This is a genomic window from Exiguobacterium sp. BMC-KP, from assembly GCF_001275385.1.
Taxonomy (GTDB): domain Bacteria; phylum Bacillota; class Bacilli; order Exiguobacteriales; family Exiguobacteriaceae; genus Exiguobacterium_A.
This window is the reverse complement of sequence record NZ_LGIW01000015.1, coordinates 1,024,547-1,048,413: the sequence shown is the minus strand read 5'-3', so window position 1 is coordinate 1,048,413 and position 23,867 is coordinate 1,024,547. Positions and strand designations below refer to the sequence as shown.

Annotated in this window: 25 protein-coding genes and 1 tRNA gene; 17 read left to right on the top strand and 9 right to left on the bottom strand. The window is 44.9% G+C overall.

All coding sequences use genetic code 11. From position 1 onward, the window contains the following. Positions 1–2: 2 nt before the first annotated feature. The 16 genes from ADM98_RS11250 to ADM98_RS11175 all read left to right on the top strand — a co-directional run bounded on the left by ADM98_RS11250 (position 3) and on the right by ADM98_RS11175 (position 16,017). Positions 3–1,145 (top strand): mannitol-1-phosphate 5-dehydrogenase, encoded by a 1,143-nt coding sequence (locus ADM98_RS11250; RefSeq protein WP_053453594.1) that lies wholly within the window; start codon positions 3–5, stop codon positions 1,143–1,145. A 213-nt stretch (positions 1,146–1,358) separates the two neighbouring features. Further along, positions 1,359–2,156: a hypothetical protein gene (locus ADM98_RS11245; protein ID WP_053453593.1), complete on the top strand. Its 798-nt coding sequence runs from the start codon at positions 1,359–1,361 to the stop codon at positions 2,154–2,156. A 68-nt stretch (positions 2,157–2,224) separates the two neighbouring features. Further along, a complete protein-coding gene (locus ADM98_RS11240; RefSeq protein WP_053453592.1) occupies positions 2,225–2,749 on the top strand; it encodes a TraR/DksA C4-type zinc finger protein in 525 nt (174 codons plus the stop codon). A 193-nt stretch (positions 2,750–2,942) separates the two neighbouring features. After that, on the top strand, positions 2,943–4,463 hold the full coding sequence (gene adh, locus ADM98_RS11235; RefSeq protein ID WP_053453591.1) for an aldehyde dehydrogenase: 1,521 nt from the start codon (positions 2,943–2,945) through the stop codon (positions 4,461–4,463). 22 nt (positions 4,464–4,485) lie between these two features. Beyond that, on the top strand, positions 4,486–4,848 hold the full coding sequence (locus tag ADM98_RS11230; protein ID WP_053453590.1) for a DUF779 domain-containing protein: 363 nt from the start codon (positions 4,486–4,488) through the stop codon (positions 4,846–4,848). A gap of 188 nt (positions 4,849–5,036) precedes the next feature. Further along, positions 5,037–6,047, top strand: a complete 1,011-nt coding sequence (locus ADM98_RS11225; protein ID WP_053453589.1) for a S66 family peptidase — start codon at positions 5,037–5,039, stop codon at positions 6,045–6,047. Between the two features lie 14 nt (positions 6,048–6,061). Beyond that, a complete protein-coding gene (locus tag ADM98_RS11220) occupies positions 6,062–6,403 on the top strand; it encodes a hypothetical protein (RefSeq protein WP_053453588.1) in 342 nt (113 codons plus the stop codon). A gap of 21 nt (positions 6,404–6,424) precedes the next feature. Further along, a complete protein-coding gene (locus ADM98_RS11215) occupies positions 6,425–7,357 on the top strand; it encodes an alpha/beta hydrolase (protein WP_053453587.1) in 933 nt (310 codons plus the stop codon). A gap of 42 nt (positions 7,358–7,399) precedes the next feature. Continuing rightward, positions 7,400–7,483: transfer RNA gene (locus ADM98_RS11210), tRNA-Leu, on the top strand. A gap of 200 nt (positions 7,484–7,683) precedes the next feature. Further along, positions 7,684–8,451, top strand: a complete 768-nt coding sequence (locus ADM98_RS11205) for a transporter substrate-binding domain-containing protein (protein WP_053453586.1) — start codon at positions 7,684–7,686, stop codon at positions 8,449–8,451. 31 nt (positions 8,452–8,482) lie between these two features. After that, entirely contained in the window at positions 8,483–9,127 is a 645-nt protein-coding gene (locus ADM98_RS11200) for an amino acid ABC transporter permease (RefSeq protein WP_053453585.1), read from the top strand. After that, complete coding sequence (locus ADM98_RS11195) at positions 9,124–9,852, top strand: amino acid ABC transporter ATP-binding protein (protein ID WP_053453584.1); 729 nt, start codon at positions 9,124–9,126, stop codon at positions 9,850–9,852. Before ADM98_RS11200 ends, ADM98_RS11195 begins: the two co-directional genes overlap by 4 nt. Positions 9,853–10,163: 311 nt before the next feature. Continuing rightward, the gene (locus ADM98_RS11190; protein WP_053453583.1) at positions 10,164–13,004 is read left to right on the top strand and encodes a 2-oxoglutarate dehydrogenase E1 component; all 2,841 of its coding nucleotides are present in this window, start codon (positions 10,164–10,166) and stop codon (positions 13,002–13,004) included. A 35-nt stretch (positions 13,005–13,039) separates the two neighbouring features. Continuing rightward, positions 13,040–14,296: a 2-oxoglutarate dehydrogenase complex dihydrolipoyllysine-residue succinyltransferase gene (gene odhB / locus ADM98_RS11185; protein WP_053453582.1), complete on the top strand. Its 1,257-nt coding sequence runs from the start codon at positions 13,040–13,042 to the stop codon at positions 14,294–14,296. A 163-nt stretch (positions 14,297–14,459) separates the two neighbouring features. Then, the gene (locus ADM98_RS11180) at positions 14,460–15,356 is read left to right on the top strand and encodes a glycerophosphodiester phosphodiesterase (protein WP_053453581.1); all 897 of its coding nucleotides are present in this window, start codon (positions 14,460–14,462) and stop codon (positions 15,354–15,356) included. Positions 15,357–15,573: 217 nt separating this feature from the next. Beyond that, a complete protein-coding gene (locus tag ADM98_RS11175; protein WP_053453580.1) occupies positions 15,574–16,017 on the top strand; it encodes an Rrf2 family transcriptional regulator in 444 nt (147 codons plus the stop codon). A gap of 54 nt (positions 16,018–16,071) precedes the next feature. Here ADM98_RS11175 and mnhG read toward each other — a convergent pair whose 3' ends face one another. Genes mnhG through ADM98_RS11140 form a run of 7 tightly spaced genes read right to left on the bottom strand, consistent with a single transcriptional unit; the run spans position 16,072 to position 21,859 of the window. After that, positions 16,072–16,446: a monovalent cation/H(+) antiporter subunit G gene (gene mnhG / locus ADM98_RS11170; RefSeq protein WP_082318548.1), complete on the bottom strand. Its 375-nt coding sequence runs from the start codon at positions 16,444–16,446 to the stop codon at positions 16,072–16,074. Further along, complete coding sequence (locus tag ADM98_RS11165; protein ID WP_369792030.1) at positions 16,430–16,666, bottom strand: Na(+)/H(+) antiporter subunit F1; 237 nt, start codon at positions 16,664–16,666, stop codon at positions 16,430–16,432. The genes mnhG and ADM98_RS11165 overlap by 17 nt, the downstream gene beginning before the upstream one ends. A gap of 47 nt (positions 16,667–16,713) precedes the next feature. After that, the gene (locus ADM98_RS11160) at positions 16,714–17,190 is read right to left on the bottom strand and encodes a Na+/H+ antiporter subunit E (RefSeq protein WP_053453578.1); all 477 of its coding nucleotides are present in this window, start codon (positions 17,188–17,190) and stop codon (positions 16,714–16,716) included. Positions 17,191–17,193: 3 nt separating this feature from the next. Beyond that, a complete protein-coding gene (locus ADM98_RS11155; RefSeq protein ID WP_053453577.1) occupies positions 17,194–18,681 on the bottom strand; it encodes a Na+/H+ antiporter subunit D in 1,488 nt (495 codons plus the stop codon). Then, complete coding sequence (locus ADM98_RS11150; RefSeq protein ID WP_023468540.1) at positions 18,674–19,015, bottom strand: Na(+)/H(+) antiporter subunit C; 342 nt, start codon at positions 19,013–19,015, stop codon at positions 18,674–18,676. The genes ADM98_RS11155 and ADM98_RS11150 overlap by 8 nt, the downstream gene beginning before the upstream one ends. Position 19,016: 1 nt before the next feature. Beyond that, positions 19,017–19,457 carry a Na(+)/H(+) antiporter subunit B gene (locus ADM98_RS11145; protein WP_053453576.1) on the bottom strand — a complete coding sequence of 147 codons (441 nt, stop codon included), beginning with the start codon at positions 19,455–19,457 and terminating at the stop codon, positions 19,017–19,019. Further along, complete coding sequence (locus ADM98_RS11140) at positions 19,454–21,859, bottom strand: Na+/H+ antiporter subunit A (RefSeq protein WP_053453575.1); 2,406 nt, start codon at positions 21,857–21,859, stop codon at positions 19,454–19,456. Before ADM98_RS11140 ends, ADM98_RS11145 begins: the two co-directional genes overlap by 4 nt. Positions 21,860–22,215: 356 nt before the next feature. Between ADM98_RS11140 and ADM98_RS11135 the strand changes: the two genes are divergently transcribed. Beyond that, the gene (locus tag ADM98_RS11135) at positions 22,216–22,467 is read left to right on the top strand and encodes a hypothetical protein (protein WP_053453574.1); all 252 of its coding nucleotides are present in this window, start codon (positions 22,216–22,218) and stop codon (positions 22,465–22,467) included. Between the two features lie 37 nt (positions 22,468–22,504). Here the strand turns inward: ADM98_RS11135 and ADM98_RS11130 are convergent, their stop codons facing one another. Then, a complete protein-coding gene (locus tag ADM98_RS11130; protein ID WP_053453573.1) occupies positions 22,505–22,798 on the bottom strand; it encodes a hypothetical protein in 294 nt (97 codons plus the stop codon). Between the two features lie 247 nt (positions 22,799–23,045). Beyond that, the gene (locus tag ADM98_RS11125; RefSeq protein ID WP_053453572.1) at positions 23,046–23,759 is read right to left on the bottom strand and encodes a YebC/PmpR family DNA-binding transcriptional regulator; all 714 of its coding nucleotides are present in this window, start codon (positions 23,757–23,759) and stop codon (positions 23,046–23,048) included. Between the last annotated feature and the right edge of the window lie 108 nt (positions 23,760–23,867).

The window sequence follows — 23,867 nt, the reverse complement described above, 5'->3', positions numbered from 1 at the left end:
GCATGAAAGCCATCCATTTTGGTGCCGGAAACATTGGACGCGGATTCATCGGCTTACAACTCGTCAAAACAGGCTACGAAGTCTGTTTCGTTGATGTCAATACGACGGTCGTAGATGCGTTAAAAGCAAGAAACACCTATGAGGTCGGATATGCCTCAGAGCAAGGTGGGCGTGAACATGTCAAGGGTGTCACAGCGCTTAATAGCATTACTGAACCTGAACAGGTCATCGCGGCGATTCGCGAGGCGGACGTGATTACGACAGCAGTTGGACCTAGCCTGTTATCAAAAGTAGCTCCTTTGATTGCGGAAGGGTTACGGCAACGTGATAATCAAACACCCGTCTATGTCATTGCTTGCGAGAACATGATTGGTGGATCAAAACATCTACAAGCAGAAGTCGCAAAACACCATCCGATTGCTGAGAATCGGTATTTCCCGAATGCAGCGGTGGACCGGATCGTACCACTTCAGCATCATGAAGATCCGTTGTACGTCGAAGTCGAAGAGTTCTTCGAATGGGTGATTGAGACGAGAGGACTTCCGGAAGGGTACCCACGGATTGAAGGCGTAACCTATGTCGAGAACATCGAACCGTTCATCGAGCGGAAGCTCTTCACTGTCAATACGGGACATGCAATTGCTTCGTATCTCGGGGCACTGTTCCAGAAAGAGACGATTGCCGAAAGTCTAACGGATCCCCGCATTCGTCGTGGTGTCCAGACAGCACTATACGAAACAGGTTGGTTGTTACTTGAAAAGTATGGTTTCAACCCAGTCGATCATAGCGCTTATATCCAAAAGAATATGAAACGCTTTGAGAATCCACGGATTCACGATGAAATCATTCGTGTTGCCCGCTCACCGATTCGTAAACTGAGCCCAAGTGACCGACTCGTCAAACCTGCGAAGGAATTGATGGAGCGAGGAATCGAAGCGGACGGATTAGCACGAGGAATTGCAGCTGCATTGACCTATTTCGATCCAAATGATTCAGAATCTTCAGAATTAAATGCGTATATCTCGAAAAATGGAATTGAAGACGCCTTAAACGCATATCTCCAATTATCAGCAACGGATCCACTTGGCTCTCGAATCGTCGAACATTATGAAGCAATGCAACAACAAGTTAATTCGATTGCGTAAGTCTCTCGTATAATTAACACCTTTCACGTCGTGTGGGAAGGTGTTTTTTTATTATTGAATAGAACGGAACAAAGACATCTATCACAAATTAAATGCTATGTGTATATTCAATTTGGAATATTCGTTTTCGAATATTTAATGATTGAAATACATTGTACGCTATATAAACGGAACATCTCTATTCCGATTTTTCAGGTAAGAGAAGGTGAGCATATGTTAAATTATAAAGTCAACGTATATAGATTAAATGGAGCACGACCGAAAGTAACAAAAGGAACAGGACCAAAACACTTGATTTATTCCAGTCAATTTTTATCTCAAACGCCAGTCCACTTATTACATCAACTTATATTGAATCGCTTATTAGTGGAACAGGAAAAAAATCTGGATTTGACGTATACGATTGAAGTAAATACGGTACTTGATCAATTTGTAATTGATGTTCGTGTCTTTTCGACAGGTACTGTTAGTATCCAAGTCGAACGTGACTTAATTGAAATCATTGAGCGCGAAGAAGTCCGTCATATCCCAGCGCTTGAGATCGGTAAACCGGATTTTGCAGAATTCGCACATATCGTATTGAAGGTTAAAGACGGTGGAACACGTCTTTCTCAAGAAGATACACAACGTATCTTTAATGAGTCAGGTGTTCGAGGACGGATTATCCTTCATAAGGAAAGGATCGATAGCCATGAACCGTCTCATTCGATTCAGTTACTAATCGGTGGGGCGGAGAAGTGCTTGTACAGTCTTTCTCAGTATCAACTTGATCCATTGTTTCGTAAACATGGATTGTCGATTCAGTCCTTAAATTTATTGCCGTTTGATTTATTTTTGATTCGCGACAAGATCGCCATGTTGTCTTCAGCAGATGCTTCACAACTATGGATTGACGATATCTCGACATCCAAAAACGGACGATCGCACCAGATTTGTTTTAATGACGGAAATGAATGTATGACGGTCATCTGTGATTTGCATGGGTCGATTCGTTCGTACAAATGTTCATAATGGTTTAACTCTTCTCTGAATAGGCTACATTCTTAACAGAGGTGCTAATGAAGGGGAGTCGAATAAACATGTTATCAAAACAACAGACGGAAGAATTCAAACAACGTTTATTAAAAGAAAAAGAGAAAACAACATCAAATATTGAACAACGCGATACGGATTACGATGAAGGCGAATTGTCGAGTTACGATAATCATCCTGCCGATTCAGGTGACGAGTTGTTCTTACGCGAACGCGATCAAGCGATTACGGAAATGCAAGAAGATATGCTGTCGGATGTCGATCGCGCTCTCAAAGCAATTGAAGATGGAACATACGGTACTTGTAAAATTTGTGGAAAAGAGATTGAAATCGAACGTCTTGATATCATTCCGGAAACGTTATTATGTATCGAGCATGCGAAAGAAGAAGCGGAACAAAACGAAAACGATCCCAATTCGCGACCAAGCGAAGAAGACGTGCTCGACCCATCTGTGACAGCACGTGGAAAAGACATCGATGGCGATACGGACGGTTTCTCGAAGGTAAGTGACTTTGGTAGTTCCGATACGCCATCTGACCAAGAAGATGGGATTGACCCAACGCGGTCTTGACCATAAGACATCTCCTGAAAACGGAGATGTTTTTTTTCGAAAAAAACATAAATAGTTACCGGAATTTTTTGACTTTTCATATAATTTTGGTACGATGGTATCGAGAGGGCTGTTTTAGCCTGTTTTAAAATGTAAGCGCATACAAACAACCGTCTCACTGCTTGACCATTTTAGTTAAGGGAGGAAATAACGCATGATTTACGACATTCCGAACAAGCAAGGGTCAAAAGTACAGTACAAGGAACGGTATGAAAACTACATTAATGGAAAGTGGACGGCACCTGTCGGGGGAGAATATTTTGATAATGTGACACCTGTTACCGGTAAGGTTTTGTGCCAAGTCGCTCGTTCTACTAAGGAAGACATCGAACTCGCTCTTGACGCAGCGCATGCTGCGAAAGAAGCATGGGGAAAAACATCTGTAACGGAACGTTCAAATATTTTAAATAAGATCGCCAATCGAATGGAAGAAAATCTCGAGATGCTCGCTTATGCGGAAACACTCGAAAACGGGAAAGCAGTCCGTGAGACACTCAACGCGGACTTACCACTCGCGATTGACCACTTCCGCTATTTCGCTGGAGTCATTCGTGCACAAGAAGGTTCAGTCGGGGAACTCGACCAAGATACGGTGGCGTATCACTTCCACGAGCCACTTGGCGTCGTCGGTCAAATCATTCCGTGGAACTTCCCACTCTTGATGGCTGTCTGGAAACTAGCACCAGCACTCGCAGCAGGAAACTGCGTCGTCTTAAAACCGGCAGAACAAACACCAGCGAGCATCATGGTACTCGTTGAGCTCATTGAGGATTTACTACCAGCGGGTGTTCTTAACATCGTCAACGGCTTTGGTCTCGAAGCTGGGAAACCGCTCGCCTCGAGCAAACGAATCGCCAAAATCGCCTTTACGGGTGAGACGACAACAGGACGCTTGATCATGCAGTATGCTTCGCAAAACTTGATTCCGGTCACACTCGAGCTCGGTGGAAAATCCCCAAATATCTTCTTTGAGGATATCATGCAGGCAGATGATGCCTTCTTCGATAAAGCAATCGAAGGATTACTGATGTTCGCATTAAACCAAGGCGAAGTTTGTACATGTCCTTCGCGTGCCTTGATTCAAGAATCAATCTATGAGCCGTTCATGGAACGTGTTCTTGAGCGCGTCAAAGCCATAAAAATCGGAAATCCACTTGATGCGGATGTCATGATGGGTGCTCAAGCATCGAACGAGCAGATGGAGAAAATTCTTTCGTATCTCGAAATCGGTAAGTCTGAAGGCGCCGAATGTCTCGTCGGTGGAGAACGCAACATGTTAGAAGGGGATCTTGCGGAAGGTTATTACATCCAACCAACGATCTTCAAAGGGCACAATAAAATGCGAATCTTCCAAGAAGAAATTTTCGGACCGGTCTTGTCGGTCACGACATTCAAGACGGAAGAAGAAGCGCTTGAGATTGCGAATGATACGCTGTACGGTCTTGGAGCCGGCGTTTGGACGCGTGATATGAACCGTGCTTACCGGTTTGGTCGTGCGATCGAAGCTGGGCGCGTCTGGACGAACTGTTATCACCAATACCCAGCTCACGCAGCATTTGGCGGTTACAAAATGTCAGGTATCGGACGTGAAAACCACAAAATGATGCTCAACCATTACCAACGGACGAAAAATCTACTCGTTAGCTACAACCCGAATAAACTCGGTTTCTTCTAAGTCAGAAAGGACGTGGATGCAAATGGTGGAACGTGTTCAGGCGACGGCAGCTTGTCTTGAATTGATCGACCAGTTGAGAGAAAAACACGGTCCGTTGATGTTTCATCAATCTGGTGGTTGTTGCGATGGCAGTTCCCCGATGTGTTTTGCGCAGGGCGATCTTTTCCTTGGAGATCAGGATAAAAAACTCGGAGAGATTGGTGGCTGTCCGTTTTACATTCACGAAGATCAGTATGAATACTGGAAACATACCCAGCTCATCATTGATGTCGTGAATGGTCGGGGTGGAATGTTCTCACTTGAAGGTGTCGAAGGAAAACGTTTTTTGACACGTTCCCGTGCGTTCACGAAAGAGGAATACGCTGAGCTGTCAGCTTCAAACTAATAAATAGATAAAGTACGGTTTCGTCTATGCGACATCCAAGATCTCGTCGCTCAGATAGAATCGTACTTTTTTGTTCGGGTCGCAATATGCTAGCGGGATAAAAGTTGGTAATGGAGAACAATAACGGTATAATAAACACATATTTGGACGGAAACATATATTAAAAATACGAACTATAGGAGGTCACCATGAAATATCCATTTTTAGGTTGGACAGGTCAAACGATCGGAGTGACGGCGCCCTCCTCTGGATTACGCGAACAACAACATAAATGGGTTGAACGAGCAGTAGAACAGGTACAAGCACGACAAATGACCGTCCGTTTAGGCGAAACGATTTGGTCGCATCAATACGCTGAAAGTGCGCCGGTCAAGCAAAGAGCTGAAGAATTAAATCGCATGATGACGGATAAGACGATTGATGCCGTCATCCCGCCATTTGGCGGAGAACGTGCGATTGACATTTTACCTGAATTGACGCCATCTGCTTATCAAGTGAAATGGCTGCTTGGTTATTCAGACATCAGTACATTATTACTCAGTCTGACGCTTCAGACAGGGATCGCGACAGCACATGGTCCGAATTTCATTGAACTTCGGAGTGAAGAATGGGATGAGACGAGAAGTGCATGGCGACGGGTATTAGCAACGGTATCGGGAGGAAGCGTCACACAATGGGCTTCCGATCGTTATCAAGCTGATTGGGTAAGCGATGAACATGCGGAGCGTTCTATCTTTCAACTGACGGAACAGACAGAATGGAAAGCACTCGATGAGCGAACAGAAGTGACAGGACGATTGCTTGGCGGTTGTCTTGAGACGATTCGTCATTTGATTGGAACACCATATGGAGATGTTGATCGGTTCCAGCGAGACGAGTTAAACGGGGAAGCAATTCTTTGGTATTTCGAGGTGTCAGAAGCAAATTCAGCAGAGGTACATCGGACATTACGACAAATGGCATACGCCGGCTGGTTCAATCATGCGTCTGGCTTTTTATTTGGTCGCACGTCTGCGCAGATTGTTGAAGATCTGACATGGCTACACGTGTATCAAAATCTATCAGATGAAACGGGCTTACCGGTCTTATATGACCTTGATATCGGTCATCAACCACCGCAATTGACCTTAGTCAATGGGGCGACAGGTACAATACGCATTCAAGGAAAAGACTCACGAATTGATATTACGTTTAATTAAAAGGAGAGCACTCAATGGCACGTCGTAAGTTTCAAGCATTAGGCGTTTATAAACGAGTCCACATCAACCCGGAGACACGTCGGATGACGTTACCGGAACCTTTTTATGATGCACTACGATTAGAAGATGAGTTGTTGGTCGCGCAAGTAGGAGATGTTCTCGTCATGCGACGTCCCGGTGAGGTCGTCGAGACAGAGACCGAACTCTTAAGCGAACTCGTAGAAGACGGTTTTACAGGAGCAGAGCTCGTACAAGAGTTTGCTTACCGGCGCCAGCAACAGGAACAACGATTACGTCAACAAGTCTTGCAGGATGAAGAAGACGACCATACTGCTCAATTGAAAATCGAGTTATAACTGAAAGAGGGAGTGAAGCAGATGCGTCGGAGAACAAAAATTGGTTTAGGGGTCATCGGATCCGGACTAGTGGCAGCAAGTTATTATTTTTATGAAATGGCGATTGCTACGAATCCAAAACCCTTCTTATCGAATAATCGAGACTTAAGTGACGAGATGGTCCGATTGATGCAACCTGGTCAGACATGGATCAAGGAACAACCGCTTGAGCGAATCGAGATTCAAGCTAAGGATGGTTTAACATTACGTGGACATTTTCTTCCGGCAGTAGTGCCGTCTGATCGAATTGTCATCCTTGTGCATGGATATGGAGGCGTCGGTACGGATTTAGCTGGCTTCGCCTATTTATACCATCAAGCTGGTTTTCACGTTATGATGCCTGACAACCGCGGACACGGGATGAGCGACGGTCATTATATTGGATTCGGATGGCATGATCGTGAAGACTGCCTTAGCTGGTCGAACTATCTGATCGAACGAATCGGACAAGATGCGAAGTTGTTCTTACATGGCGTTTCGATGGGAGGCGCAACCGTCTTAATGACAAGCGGCGAACAACTTCCACCACAAATTAAAGGGATCATTTCGGATTGTGCCTATACGTCCGTCAATGCAGTCCTTGCATATCAGATGAAACGAATGTATCGATTGCCACATTTCCCGTTTTTAGGCATGACAAGTCTGTTGACGAAACTGAAAGCTGGTTACTCCTTCCGAGAAGCATCTGCTTTAAAACAAGTTAAAAAAGCACAGGTGCCAATCCTCTTCATTCATGGTGGAGCGGATACGTTCGTTCCAACGGAGATGGTGTATGAGTTATACGAAGCATGTCCGACGGAAAAAGAACTTGTCGTCATTCCGAACGCTGCGCATGCTATGGCCTATTTTGAAGACCCCGCATTATATGACGAGGTCGTTGAGAAGTTCGTGCGGAGCATCTTGCGAAATGATTGACAACTCAGTTCATTACCCGCTATATTAATATCATAAATCAACGTCGTCGTGGCGGAACTGGTAGACGCGCTAGACTCAGAATCTAGTGGTGGCAACACCGTGGAGGTTCAAGTCCTCTCGGCGGCATAAATGGTTGAAGTAGGCAATCCAATGATGGATTGCCTACTTTTTTTGTTTGAATAGAAAACGGCTGTATCGAATAAACATTCAGAAAAGTTTATCTTTTTAGAATTTTTCTGGTAAAATACGTTTTAAAGAGGGTACTCTTCAGGGAAAGTACTAAGTGGAGACAACATTCTTTAAGACATAGGAGAGGGGAAGCAAACATGAAAAAAGGGAGTATCTTGCTAGCGCTCTTGATGAGCTGTATTCTCGTGCTTGGTGCATGTAGTATCGGTTCAAAAGAAGAAGAGTCGTCAGAAGGAAAGACGTATAAGGTAGGTATCGACGTTACGTATCCACCGTTCGAGTATAAAGACGGAGATACGTACAAAGGAATTGATATTGATCTCATGAAAGCAATCGCCAAAGATCAGAACTTTAAGATTCAATTCGAAGCAATGGACTTTAGCGGTATCATTCCGGCTCTACAAGCGAATCAATTGGACGTTGCGATTGCTGGGATGAGTATTACACCAGAACGGAAAAAAGTCGTTACATTCTCAGATCCATACTTCAAAGCTGGTCTTATTCTAGTCGTCAAAGAAGATGAAAATGGTATCAAATCTGTCAACGATCTTAAAGGGAAAAAAGTAGCCGTCAAAAAAGGAACGACTGGCGCAAAATATGCAACGGATAACGCAGATAAACTTGGTTTCACAGTCACGCAGTTCAATGATAGTCCAGCAATGTTCCAAGAAGTGAAGAACGGTAACGCAGCAGCCTTGATTGAAGATTATCCAGTCATCTCGTATGCAAACAAACAACAAAATCTTGGATTAAAACTGGTCGGAGATCGTCTCAACGGAGATAATTATGGAATCGCTGTCTTAAAAGGTGAGAACGAAGATCTGATGAAGAAAATCAACAAAGGACTTGCGAACCTGAAAGAAAACGGTGAATACGACAAAATCGTCGACACGTATTTAAAATAAGTCGCAAGGCGATAAGGGAGTGGGATAGCCAATGGAAGTGGTCAAAACCGCATTTCCATTTTTCTTGGAAGGGCTTCAAGTCACGTTGTATATTTTCATCATTGCTGTCATCGTCGGTTTTCTGATCGGATTAGTCGTTGCCTTGATGCGTTTGTCTCCATCAAAGATTTTAAACGGAATTGCGATTATCTATATTGATGTCATTCGCGGAACACCGTTCATCGTCCAGTTATTCTTCATCTATTTTGGACTTAATTCGCTCGAATGGTTATCAATGGACCGAATGTATGCAGGGATACTGACGGTCGCAATCAATGCCGGCGCGTATTTTGCGGAAATCATTCGAGCAGGTATCCAGTCGATTGATAAAGGACAAACAGAAGCAGCCCGTTCACTCGGGATGACAGGGCGTCAAACGATGGTACAAATTATCCTGCCACAAGCATTTCGGCGGATGTTACCAACGATTACGAACCAATCGATCATTAGCTTAAAGGATACGTCGTTGCTGTCGATCATCGGAATTGCTGACTTGACACAACAAGGACAAGTCCAGCAGTCAACGACGTTTGAACCATTCATCGTCTGGTCCGTTGTCGGATTGATGTACTTCGTCATCATTTATCTATTGTCCTTAGTGGCGAAGTTCTTGGAACGGAGGTTTACATTACGATGAGTATCATTGAAGTGAAGAATCTAAAGAAATCATTTGGTTCGAACGAGGTCCTAAAAGATATTAACGTTTCGATTGCCGAAAAAGAAGTCGTTTGTGTCATTGGTCCGTCTGGATCTGGTAAAAGCACGTTCCTTCGCTGCTTGAATCGTCTAGAGGAGATTACGGGTGGTACGGTCATCATCGATAATCATGATATTACGAGTTCAAAAGTTGATATTAACAAAGTCCGAGAAGAAGTCGGGATGGTTTTTCAACACTTTAATCTTTTCCCGCATAAAACTGTACTTGAGAACGTCACCCTTGCACCAATTAAAGTCCGTAAATCGGATAAAGAACAGGCGAAAAAACGAGCACTTGAACTCCTTGATAAAGTCGGATTACGTGAAAAAGCTGACAATTATCCGGGAGAGTTGTCTGGGGGTCAAAAGCAACGAGTTGCGATTGCTCGAGCGCTCGCGATGAATCCAAAAATCATGTTATTTGACGAGCCGACGTCTGCACTTGACCCAGAAATGGTCGGTGACGTGCTTGCCGTCATGAAACAACTCGCTCTTGAAGGGATGACGATGGTCGTCGTGACTCATGAGATGGGATTTGCTCGTGAAGTTGGCGATCGCGTTCTGTTCATGGATGGTGGATACATCGTCGAAGAGAATGTGCCACAAGCATTGTTTGATGCTCCGCAACATGAACGGACTCAATCGTTTCTCAGTAAGGTATTATGATCAAACCGACGTATCTCGGTGCAGATACGTCGGTTTTTACTTGTTCATAAATTACTGATCAAGGGGTCATAAGAAAAACTTATACATTTGAGCGCAAGAATTTGGGAATTCGAAATGCACACACAAGAAAAGAGTAGTAATATAGTAACGAAGGCACTTTCATGAAAGAATGACGCAAACATTCCGTATCATGACGTTCAGCGCTTCATCAATGCAAGTCCTTTTGAAAGCGCTAACAGGTAGAGGGCTGGAAACACATCTTACAACCATTAGGTGTGTGGGGAGAAATATAGAAACGGGGGGAACCGTACATGGCAGGCCACGAGCAAGATCAACAAGCATTCTATGGACCAAACCTTGGCTACATCATTGAATTGTACGAGCGTTTTTTAGAAGACAAAACATCTGTTGATGAGGAGACGCGTGCTTATTTCGAAGAGCACGGCGCACCAGTGACGGAACCAGTCACACCGATGCAAGTCGAGACAGGAGATTTCGAAAAATATCTTGCGGCGAATCGTTTAGCGGAACAAATTCGTGCAAAAGGACATCTTGCGGCGGATATCTATCCGCTGAAGGACCATCCGCGAGAAACAGGTTTATTCGAATTAAATCAATACGGTTTGACTGAAGCAGATCTTCGCAAAATGCCGGTCTCACTCGTTTGTCCAGAGCCACAACCTGGTATACAGGACGCGTTCGAAGGGATCGAGCATTTAAAAGCACAGTATACAGGTGCCGCAGCTGTTGAATTCCAACATGTCGATGATTTGGATGAAAAGAAATGGCTTCGTCAGAAAATCGAACAAGGGGCTTTGACAGCGACACTTGACGCTGAACAAAAGAAACAATTGTTCAAACGTTTGGCTGAGACAGATCTATTTGAAAAATACCTGCATAAAACATATGTCGGTCAAAAGCGATTCTCCATCGAAGGACTTGACGCGATGGTACCATTGCTTGATACGATCGTCGGACACCTTATTTCGAACGGGTCGGAGACGATCAATATTGGAATGGCACACCGTGGACGGTTGAACGTTTTGGCTCACGTCCTCGGCAAACCATATGAAATGATCTTTGCTGAGTTCCAACATGCACCGAACCACGACCTCGTGCCGTCTGAAGGCTCAATCGGCATCACGTACGGTTGGACGGGAGACGTCAAGTATCACCTCGGATTAAACCGTAAACTTGAGCAAAAGACACGCGACGTTCGGATGACACTTGCGAACAACCCATCGCACCTTGAGTTCGTCGACCCAGTCGTTGAAGGCTTCACGCGTGCAGCGCAAGATGATCGGACGCAAAAAGGTGCACCACGCCAAGAGCAAGCAGCCGCTGCTGCAATCCTGATTCACGGGGATGCTGCGTTCCCTGGACAGGGAATCGTTGCTGAGACACTGAACTTAGCGAACCTCAAAGGATACAACACGGGCGGAACGATTCACATCATTGCGAACAATACGATCGGCTTTACGACAGAACCAACGGATTCGCGTTCGACGCGCTACTCAAGTGACCTGGCTAAGGGTTACGAGATTCCAGTCTTCCATGTTAATGCGGATGAGCCGGAGAGCTGTCTCGCTGTTGCGTTACTCGCGAGTGAGTACCGGGCGACGTTTAAGAAGGATGTCATGATCGATTTGATTGGATACCGTCGTTTTGGTCATAACGAAATGGATGAACCAATGAACACAAATCCGGTCTTATACGATTTGATTCATAAACATGATCCGATTCGTGTCTTATATGGAAAAACGCTTGTTGCGAACGGGGATGCGACAGCTGAGGAAATCCAAACGATTGAGACATCGATCAATGATCATATGAAAGCGGCTCGTGAAAAAGTACCGAATGCGGAGAAAGAGTATGGTGGGGTCATGCCGGACGTCGTCTTTAAAGGCGTACCGACAATCGAGACAGGTGTCTCGATCGAAACACTAACAGCGTACAACGAAGAATTATTACAATGGCCGGATGGCTTCCAAGTGTTCCATAAACTTGAGAAGGTTCTGAAGCGCCGGACGGATGCGTTCTCAACGAAGAACGGGATTGATTGGGGTCACGCTGAAACCTTGGCGTTCGCTTCGATTCTCTCGGATGGAACACCAATTCGCTTGAGCGGGCAAGATTCTGAACGGGGAACGTTCGCACAACGGAATATCAATCTTCATGATGTGAAAACGGGAGAAGGATTCTCGCCACTTCATGCTTTATCAACGGCAACAGCTTCGTTCTCGGTCTATAACAGTCCACTCTCTGAGGCGGGTGTTCTTGGCTTTGAATACGGCTATAATGTCTTTGCACCAGAAACGCTTGTCTTATGGGAAGCACAGTATGGCGACTTTGCGAACTCAGGTCAAGTCATTTTCGACCAGTTCATCTCAGCAAGCCGCGCAAAATGGGGACAAACGTCAGGTCTTGTTATGTTGCTTCCTCACGGATATGAAGGACAAGGACCGGAACACTCGAGTGGTCGTCTCGAACGTTTCTTGACATTATCGGGTGAGAAGAACTGGACGGTCGCAAACGTATCGAGTGCGGCTCAGTACTTCCACTTGTTACGTCGACAAGCAGCGATTCTCGGAAAAGAGGAAGTTCGCCCGCTCGTCGTCATGACACCGAAGAGTCTCTTGCGCCATCCACTTGCAACATCTGACGTCTCTGAATTGACGGAAGGTAGCTTCCGCCGTGTCATCGAGCAAGCAGGTCTTGGTGAGGCACCAGAGCGTGTCAAGCGCCTTGTGTTCTGTTCTGGTAAGATGGCAATCGATTTGGCAGAAGCTGTTTCAAAATCAGACGAGAATCTGGATTGGCTACAGATCGTTCGTGTCGAGGAACTGTATCCATTCCCGGCTAAAGCTCTAAAAGAAGTCATCGCGCGATATGAATCCGTCGAAGAGATGGTCTGGGTGCAAGAAGAACCGAAAAATATGGGTGCTTGGTCATTTATAGAACCACGTCTTGAGACGGTTGCACCGAACGACATTCAAACGGTTCGTTACATCGGTCGTCGTCGTCGCTCAAGTACAGCTGAAGGTGACCCATCAGGTCATAAAGTAGAGCAGGCACGTATCATCAATGATGCGTTGACAGCTTCTACTGCTACACCAACAGCACCATCACACGTATCGAATCACACATCATAACTTAATATAGAATCGAGTCATAGGGGGAGAATACGATGGAAATCAAAGTACCAGAACTTGCCGAATCAATTACAGAAGGAACGGTGGCGTCTTGGTTAAAACAACCAGGTGATCACGTTGAAAAAGGGGAAGCCATCGTTGAGCTTGAGACAGATAAGGTTAACATCGAAGTACCGTCAGATGAAGCGGGTACGTTGACGGAAGTGATGGCTGCTGAGGGAGATACAGTCCGCGTTGGGGAAACGATTGCTGTCATCTCTGCTGGAGGCGAAGCTCCAAAACCAGCAACGACGCAAACGTCACAAGAAGCGCCAAAAGAGACACCGAAAGCAGAAGAAAAAGCGGAGCAACCCGTTGCTGCTGCAGCGACGGAAAGTACATCTGTTGCGGATCGTCCGATTGCTTCACCAGCTGCTCGTAAATTGGCTCGTGAAAAAGGAATTGATTTAGCACAAGTCGCGACACAAGATCCACTCGGTCGGATTCGTGTCCAAGACGTTGCAACGTTTGAAGTAGCACCACGTGAGCAAGCAAAACCGGCGGCTGCGAAGCCAGCTGCACCGACACCAGCTCCAGCAGCCGCTCCTGGTAAACCAGAAGAGCGAATCAAGATGTCACGCCGACGGAAGACGATTGCGAATCGTCTTGTTGAAGTTCAACAAACGGCAGCGATGTTGACGACATTCAATGAAATCGATATGTCTGCTGTCATGGCACTCCGTAAACGTCGTCAAGAAAAGTTCGTTAAAGAAAATGAAGTTAAACTTGGCTTCATGTCATTCTTTACGAAAGCAGCAGTAGCAGCACTTAAAAAGATGCCATACTTAAATGCTGAGATTCAAGGTGATGAAATCGTCCTGAAAAAATTCTACGATATCGGCATTGCCGTTTCAGCACCAGATGGTCTTGTCGTTCCTGTTGTTCGTGATGCGGACAAGAAGAACTTCGCTGAGATTGAAAAAGACATCATTCAATTAGCTGTCAAAGCACGTGACAATAAACTCGGTCTATCTGATTTGACAGGTGGTACATTTACGATCACGAATGGTGGTACGTTCGGTTCACTCATGTCGACGCCAATCTTAAACGGTCCACAAGTAGCAATTCTCGGTATGCACGCGATCAACTTGCGCCCTGTTGCGATTGATGCAGAACGCATGGAAAACCGTCCGATGATGTATGTTGCACTCTCATATGATCACCGGATCGTTGATGGAAAAGAAGCTGTTACATTCCTGAAGCATATTAAAGACTTGCTCGAAGATCCAGAATCATTGATTTTTGAGGCGTAATCATAATCAATTAGAAAAGACCCGTTTTTTGGCGGGTCTTTTTCTATGGCGTGATAACACTTTGTCATCAAATCACGAAATGAAGTTTACATCTTCTCTATATCAGCTTCATACATACGATTTAGGATTAGTCTTGTAAGAATATTTCAAGGGGGAATCAATTATGTTGAAACAATTCGGACTGACGATGGTTGCAGGAGCTATATTAAGTACAGGTCTTGCAACAGAAGATGCAGGAGCACAATCAAAAGGAAAATCCTTGCTGGACCCAAATCGGATCATTAATGTTGCTCATCGTGGTGCTTCAGGATATGCACCAGAGCATACAATGCCGGCTTACGAAATGGGATATAAGAAATTCAAAGCGGATTACATCGAGATTGATCTACAGATGACGAAGGATGGTCAATTGATTGCGATGCATGACGAAACCGTCGATCGAACGACGAACGGAACAGGTGCCGTCAAAGAGATGACGTTATCAGAAATTAAACAACTAGACGCAGGAAGTTGGTTCAATGAAGCAAATCCATCACTGGCAAACAAATCATACGTTGGTTTGAAAGTCCCTACACTTGAAGAAATTTTCTCGATTTATGGTAAACATGCGAACTATTATATCGAAACGAAATCACCAGATGTTTATCCTGGTATGGAGCAGAAGCTACTCGATACCTTAAAAGCTTATGATTTATCGAGTGATCGTGTAAAACCAGGTCAAGTCTTAATTCAATCGTTTAGTGAAGAAAGTCTTCAAAAAGTCAGAGCTCTAGATTCGAATGTACCGCTTATTCAGTTGATGGAAGCAGGTGAAGTTAAAACATTAACGGATGAACGATTAAAAGCGATTCGACAATATGCTGTTGGTGTCGGTCCTTCATTTAAGGCTTTGACACGCGAAAATGTTACCGCGATCCGTAAACATGATTTATTACTACATCCATATACAGTGAATGAAAAGGCGGATATGGTTCGTATGCTTGACTACGGAGCTACAGGTGTCTTTACAAACTATGCGGATCGGTTTAATGCAGTTACTAAAGCATTTCAAAAAATCTGATAACGTTATTTAAGAGGTACTTTTCTGTTTCTATTTTGAAATGGAAAAGTATTTTTTTGAGTAAAAAATCTGGTATTTTAAATCTAATATTTCATCTCTTTCGTAAACTACATAGAGTATCATCATATATAAAAATTATGAGATAAAAGAATGTAGCGATTTTATTGTTTCATGATACGATAATAGTGCAGTTTTGGGAAAGAATGGAGTGAAAATCGTGAGAATTACACAGTATACGGATTATGGTTTACGTGTGTTGATGTATCTCGGAGTGCACCGGGATGTCATCACACCAATGCCGCAGATTGCACAGCATTATGGCATCTCATCCAACCATTTAATGAAAGTGACTCAACAGTTAGCGAAACTTGGATATGTTGAATCAACAAGAGGTCGCTCAGGAGGGCTTCGTTTAATACGTGACCCAAAAGACATTAACATTGGGAAAGTTGTTCGCGAGATGGAACCGATGGATATCGTCGAGTGTTTTGGGAGCAACGGCCATTGTATCATTGAGCCTGGATGTCGTTTAAAAGGTGTACTTGGGCGAGCACTGCGAGCATTTATCCGAGAACTGGAACAGCATACGCTAGAAGAGTTGCTTGATAATCGTGATGAGTTGGCGCTCTTATTTGATTCTTCACCCTTACAGCGTTCCTAATCAAAAACCCTCGTTTCCGTCAATGGAAGCGAGGGTTTTGTCATATCGATACACTCATACGTCATCTTGGCGTTTTTTTGGTTCTACATGTTCTTTATTCTTGGATAAGTCGTCTCGAACGGACGATTTCCACAAGGGGACATTGCTGTAATACGCAGCACGAGCGATTAAATGCCCCCCAATCGGTGCTGTGATGAGCACGAATAGAATACCGAGCACGACACGAGAGGAGAAAAATCCGTCTTCTGTGACGAAATAGATGATGACGCCGATCAAAATCGACATGACGCCTAATGTTGCACTTTTAGATGCTGCGTGAGCACGCGTATAAACATCGGGTAGGCGGATCAGCCCAAGCGCAGTGACGAGACTAAATCCCATACCGAGCAAGGCGAAGACCGCGACGATCAATTCATTGATTGCGATCACGTTCGATGATCTCTCCTTTCTCGATATATTTTGAAAAGGCAACCGTACCGATGAAGGCGAGTATACCAATCAAAAGAATGACTTCGAGGTAGTCGCTCGTCCGTAAGATGATCGAGACAAGACCAACGATTGAAATCAAGCTGATACCAATCGAATCTAAGGCGATAACACGATCCGCAACACTTGGACCTTTAATGACACGGTAAAACAGGCCAAGCATTGAAAGGAAGACGCCTCCGAGTGCGACATAGATTAAAATATCGAACATCACCGACTCACCTCCAGAATGGCTTTCTCAAAACTATCGCGAATCGATGCGACGGCTTCGTCGACTTCTGGCATATGAAGCGCATGAATATAAAGTGTCTTATTATCGTCCGAGATATCGACGACAAGTGTTCCAGGTGTCAAGGTAATCAGCATCGATAACAATGTGACTTGCCACGGTTGATCGAGTTCTGTCTCATAGGCGAAGATACCGGGCTGAATATCTAATTTCGGCTTTAAGATGATCTTTAGAACATCGATGTTCGCTACGACCAGTTCGTAGAGAAAGCGGAAAAACAACAAAACGAGCGCGACGACGGGTCCGAGATAAAAACGACCTTTAAAGCCGCGGCGGAAAGCGAACATCGCAATCAGACCTAGTGCATAGCCGATGACGAAACCGGAGGCCGAGAAATTATTCGCAAGAAACATCCACAAGAATGCAAGAAATAAGTTGAGCAAGACTTGAAATGCCATGAATTAACGACCTCCTTTTAATACGGCATCGATATAAAGCGTTGGATTCGTTAACGGTTCAACGGCTTGTTGAATGAGTGGACGCATCGCCTCAGCGCCTACGCCATAGAGGACGCTAAGCGCAACTAAGGCAATCGTAGGAGCCAGCAGTCGTGGAACAAGCGCTTGTTTTTCACCTGAGTATGTCTTTGGTGTTCCCCAAAAGGCACGCATGAACAATTGGACGACGGAATACAAGACAAGCAAACTCGATAGTAAAACGATGATTGGTCCAACCAACTCACCGGCTTCAATGCCGCCACGAACAATCAGGAATTTCCCGATGAATCCACTAAGTGGTGGAATTCCGGCAAGTGATAACGCTGCGATGAAGAATGTCCAACCGAGTACAGGATAGGCTTTGATCATACCACCCATATCCTTCAGCTTACTCGAACCAGCGATTCCGACCATGATACCGACGAGTAAGAACAATGCGGCCTTGATCACCATATCGTGAAGAAGGTAGAAAATCGCCCCTTCTAGGGCTTGTGGTGTCATGAGGGAAACCCCATACAAGATGACCCCAACAGCCACGATGATGTTGTAAATGATGATTTGTTTCGCATCCCGTGTCGCTAACGCACCAATGACACCGATGATGATTGTACTAAGGGCAAGGACGCTTAAGATTTGATGAATCGTTCCGATCTCGTTTGAGAAGAACAAACTATACGTCCGTAAAATCCCGTATACCCCAACCTTCGTCAATAAGGCACCGAATAGGGCAAGAACAGGGGTCGGTGGCACTTGATAAGAGCCTGGTAACCAGAAGTAGAGCGGGAAAATCGCACCTTTTAACCCGAAAACGACAAGGAATAACAAGGCGATGACGTTTAGGATCGCTGGCTGTCCGATCTCTGTGATTTTCTGACTGATATCCGCCATGCTGAGTGAACCAATGATGCCGTACAAGAAGGCAACCGTCATGACGAACAAGGCGGACGAGATGACGTTAATCAAGAGATACTTGAGTGATTCTCGTAATTGTGCCGGCTTTCCGCCGAGAACGATTAAGACATAAGACGAAATCAGGAAGACTTCGAAGAAGACAAACATGTTAAAGATATCGCCAGTCGTAAAGGCACCGTTGACACCAACAAGCAGGAACTGAACGGCAATGAAATAGTAATACCGTTGATAAGCATCGCTCAAATAAACGATCGCATACCAGATGATACTTAGGACAAGTATGCTCGTCGTTGTGACGAGTAAAGCAGACAACATGTCAGAGACGAGCGTGATACCAAAAGGCGCTGGCCAGCTACCTAGTGTGACAGTCAAAATGCCATTTGAGCGGACAGTCAAAACCAGGTAAATGGATGCACAGACAGTCAAAATCGTCGAAAAGATGGAAACGATTCGTTGTCCTTTGAGGTGTCGCGGGAAAAACATTAAGATGACACCAGTCAACAAAGGGATGATGATCGGTAATAGCGGTAAGTTAATCATTCGAATCGGTTCCTTTCATCTCTTCGATATTATCGGTTCCGAGCTCTTGGTAAGCGCGATACGCAAGCACCAAGAAAAAGGCGGTGACACCAAAGCTAATGACGATGGCAGTCAAAACGAGTGCTTGTGGTAGTGGATCCGTATAGGAAGTCACGCCATCCTTTAAAACGGGAGCTGCACCACGTTTTAATCCACCCATTGTCATGACGAGTAGATGAGCAGCGTGACTGAGTAATCCTGTTCCGATGATAATACGAAGAATGCTTTTCGAAAGAATGAGATAAATGGCACACATCGTTAGGATGCCTGCGGCGATCGCCATGATGATTTCCATATTAATCACTCTCCCCAATCGTTTGAATAATTGTCATCGTCACACCGACGACGACAAGGTATACACCGAGGTCGAACAACATCGCTGTGTGAAGCGATGTCTTGCCGAACAACGGCAGATTAAAATAATCATGCGCATGCGTGAAGAACGGCACGTTGAACACGAGCGCTCCTGAAGCCGTTAGTACGGCAATCAACATGCCAAGCGCTGTGATCCATTTATAATCAAATGGCAAAATCCGGCGCAATGTCTTGATATCATAAGCTAGTAAGATCAAGACGAGAGCAGAAGATGTTACGAGACCGCCAATGAAACCGCCACCTGGTGTATAGTGTCCGGCAAAGAACAAGTAGACAGCAAACAGGAAGATGATGAACGTAATGAAGGAAGTCGCGGACTCTAAGATGACATCATTCGTATGCTTTTTTGCCTGCTTTTTCATTTATCCATCCCTCCTGTTCGTCTGAATTTAATCATCGTGAAAATTCCGATTCCGGCAAGTGCGAGAACCGCAATCTCAAACAACGTATCAAATCCACGGAAGTCGACGAGAATGACGTTGACCATGTTCCCACCAGCAGCAAGATCAGCGACGTTGTCAATGTAATATTTAGCAATCGAAGCAAATGAACGCTGACTGAGCGAAGCAAGTGCGACAAGTGTCACCGTCAATCCGACGAGTGCTGAGATTAAAGCATTTCCGAGCTTAAACGGAATTCGTTCTTCTTTCCGACTGATTTCCGGCAAACGATAAAAGACGAGTAAGAACAAGGCGACCGATACCGTCTCGATGACGAGTTGCGTCAAAGCAAGGTCTGGTGCCCGGAACAAGACGAAGAACAGAGCGACCGTATAACCTGTTACACCAAGTAAGATGATTGATGTCAGACGCGAGCGTGCAAAGGTGATCGAGAGGGCACTCGAGACAAGGACGAGTGCTAAGATGATCTCGTAAGCATGAATCGAGCTAATTGGATCAACCGCGAAGCGGAAGGCGTCGAACCCGTATAATGCTGTTAAGATCAAGATGACGATGAAACCAAAGATATAGACAAGGTATGACCGCATATACCCGGTCATGACCGTATCATGGATCCGTGTCGATGTTTGCTCTCCACGACGTAGCAGAGCGTCATATTGATGGTTGAGTGAGATGGCACGTGGCATCCGGTTATAAAGCGATTGCCAACGTGGCAGTGTCTTGTACAAGATAAACCCGACTGTAAAAATGAGTAACGTCAGGAAAAATTCTAGTTTAAATCCGTGCCACATCGTAATGTGAACATCAATCTTGCCACCGGCATCAACGACTTGAGGTAATATCGCTTCGACTGCTGGTCGAATCAATGTATTCGACAAAAGATTCGGGAAGAGTCCGATGATGACGACGAGCGATACAAGGACGAGTGGTGGAATCAACATACCAATCGGTGCCTCGTGTGGTGTTTTCGGCAACTGGTCGTCTTGGCGTTTACCGAAGAACGTTTTCCGGACGATCAAGATGCTGTAGACGAATGTAAAGATGCTTCCGACGACGGCAAGGACAGGAATGATCCATCCGTAAGACGGCAAGTTAAACAAGTCTGATCCGGAGACTTCAAGAACTCCCGTCAAGAACATCTCTTTACTTAAGAAACCATTGAACGGTGGAATCCCTGCCATTGATAGTGTCCCGATCATCGCAATCGTCATCGAGATCGGCATCAATTGTGCAAGTCCACCGAGTTTACGGATATCGCGCGTGCCGGTCTCGTGATCGACGATTCCTGCCATCATGAACAGACTACCTTTGAATGTCGCGTGGTTGATCAAATGGAAGATTGCAGCGACTGTTGCAATTGTGTACAGTCCATCGTCTAACACGTCGACGTGCAGGGCGGCTGCTCCGAGTCCGAGTAAGGACATGATCAATCCAAGCTGAGAAATCGTTGAGTAGGCGAGAATACCTTTTAAATCATGTTGTTTCACTGCATTCAATGAACCCCAGAATAAGGTGAATATTCCGACAGATGAGACGAGATAAAACCAAAGTGACTCATCTGCGAAGATTGGGCTAAAACGAGCAACGAGATATAAGCCTGCTTTGACCATCGTTGCCGAGTGCAAGTAGGCACTGACAGGGGTCGGTGCTTCCATCGCATCCGGTAACCAGATATGGAACGGAAACTGTGCGGATTTCGTGAACGCTGCTAGCAGGAACAAGACAAGTGCAACCGTAAAGAATGGCTCGCCTTGAATTGATGCAAGCGATGCATACGTCTCCCGGATACTGAGTGAGCCGCTTAATGTGGAGAGGATCGCGATTCCACCAAGCATTGCCAGTCCACCGAAGACAGTGATCAGCATTGATTTTTGAGCGCCATAGCGAGAGCGTTCACGCTCGTACCAGTAGGCAATCAATAAGAAAGACGAGATTGATGTCAATTCCCAGAATAGATAGAGAACGACCATGTTGTCTGACAGCACGACACCAAGCATTGCAGTCATGAACATTAATAAATAGACATAAAACGTTCCGAGTGACTCTTTTTTCGCATCAAGATAAAAAATGGAATAAAGAACGACGAGTGAACCAATTCCGGTAATCAACAATGCGAATAACAAGCCAAGTCCGTCAAGATACGTAACGAAATCGATACCGAGCGATGGTAACCATGGCATGCGTGCCGTATACGTCTCACCCGACATCGTACCAGGGAGAAAGCGGCTAAAATACGAAACGAGCAGTACAGGTACGACAAGTACAAACCAACCGGTATGAATAGTCGGAATTCGTTTCGCTAGAAGCGGAATGAAAAGACTGATCAATATGGGCAGTAAGATAGCCCCGTGCATCACGGACACGAAATTCCCTCCTTTGTGACATCGACGACCAAAAATGAAAAAGGGACGCGAACGCAAGCCATTGAAGCTCGGAACTGTCCAGTAGAAGACATGATTCATTTTGTTCGTCGAAGATGTTTCTGAATCAAGTATAGCGTACTTTTTTCCTTCTTGCATGACGTGAAGCGTTGAAGCATAAGGGATAGAGCCATTTTTCCTCGTAATTATTAAATATGTAGGAACACGGCAGAAAAGACTAAATTTTTTTTTTGATTTTTTTTAAAAAACGGTTGATAACTCATGGAAAGGATTCAAATTCAGTCAACACGGGTACAGTTATCAAGAGTCAATGTATCGATCATAGAGGGGGAAATCTCATGCGTGCCACATTTAAGACAGGTGTCATTTTAGGTGGATTAGCAGCGATTGGAACAATCGCATATCAACAATATCAACAACGGAAAACATCATCTGACGATATTGACCATCGACCAAGTGTTGATGCGAAGCGCGATCCGGCAGAAGTTGGTTTAACGCAACTGGACTCCATTCATCGCGCTGACTGGCAAGCGAATGGATTTCCACAAACACATGCGGAACTCGAACGTCTAGAGCAAGAAGAAGACTAAAAAACACGTCTCTCGAATGAGAGGCGTGTTTTTTGAATCAAGCACTCGTTGTGACAAGGGCATGTGTCCGTTCACTGTGTGCCGTATAAGAAGAGAGATGTTCGAACTGATAGAGTGTTAATGTTACCGTACGGCGTTGACCAGTACTTGATTCAAGCATCAGGTAGGCCTCGTTAAAGTCTGTACCACCACCATCGTAGCGGATGTGTGCCGTAATTGTTCGTCCGTCTGTTGTCTGCATATAAATGTCGTAACCTCCGAAATCAACGCGCTTAAAGCGGGTTGCCTCGCTTACGATGTGTTTGAATGTTTCGATTAAAGAATATGTCATCGTTCGTTCCTCCCTTTATTTCTTCAAAACAAAATAAGTTATAATCAACTCCGAATATTACTATTCCCATTAACTTGAAGAAATAAACATTAGAAATGAATCTTTTTTTCTTCTTGTTATGAAACGCGTTTCATACATTATGATGAGTGCAGACGGTGCGTTACCGAGTTTGGGCGTTAACCGATATAGGGATTCTACAATAAAAAAGACAAGGAGCTGGTCGTGACCAGCTCCTTGTCTTTTTTAATTATAGCTCTACGTTATGATAAACCTGTTGAACATCTTCCAAGTCTTCAAGTGCATCAATCATTTTCTCGAATTGTGCAACGTCGTCTTCAGACAAAGCGACTTCATTTTGCGCCAGCATGACGAGTTCAGCAAGTGAGAACTCTGTAATACCTGCAGCTTTTAACGCTTCTTGAACAGCATGGAACTGTTCCGGCTCGGCATAGATGATGACAGACTCGTCTTCTTCGAGGATATCGCGGACATCAATATCCGCTTCCATCATCAATTCTAATACGTCATCTGCCGATTTTCCTTCAAACGCAAAGATAGCAGTCGCATCGAACATGTAAGCGACGGATCCACTAACGCCCATGTTTCCGCCATTTTTGCCAAACGCAGCGCGGACGTCTGAAGCTGTCCGGTTGACGTTGTTCGTCAATGTTTCAACAATTACCATTGAACCGCTTGGTCCGAATCCCTCATACCGAAGCACATCGTAGTTTTCTTCCGCTCCACCTTTTGCTTTTTCGATTGCGCGATCGACGATTGCACGGGGAACGTTATATGTCTTCGCTCGTTCTAAAACGACCTTCAATGCTTGGTTAGATTCAGGATCTGGTTCTCCTTGTTTTGCCGCTACGTAAATCTCACGACCGAACTTTGCGTAGATCCGACTCGTATTTTTGTCTTTTGATGCCTTTTTTTCTTTAATGTTATTCCATTTACGACCCATTTCGTATCCACTCTCTTTCCGTAATGTCAGAAATCCGTGATTTCCTATGCGTTATCAGTATACCTTAAACTACCTGACAGACTGAACTAAAATGTCGGTGGAACAGTT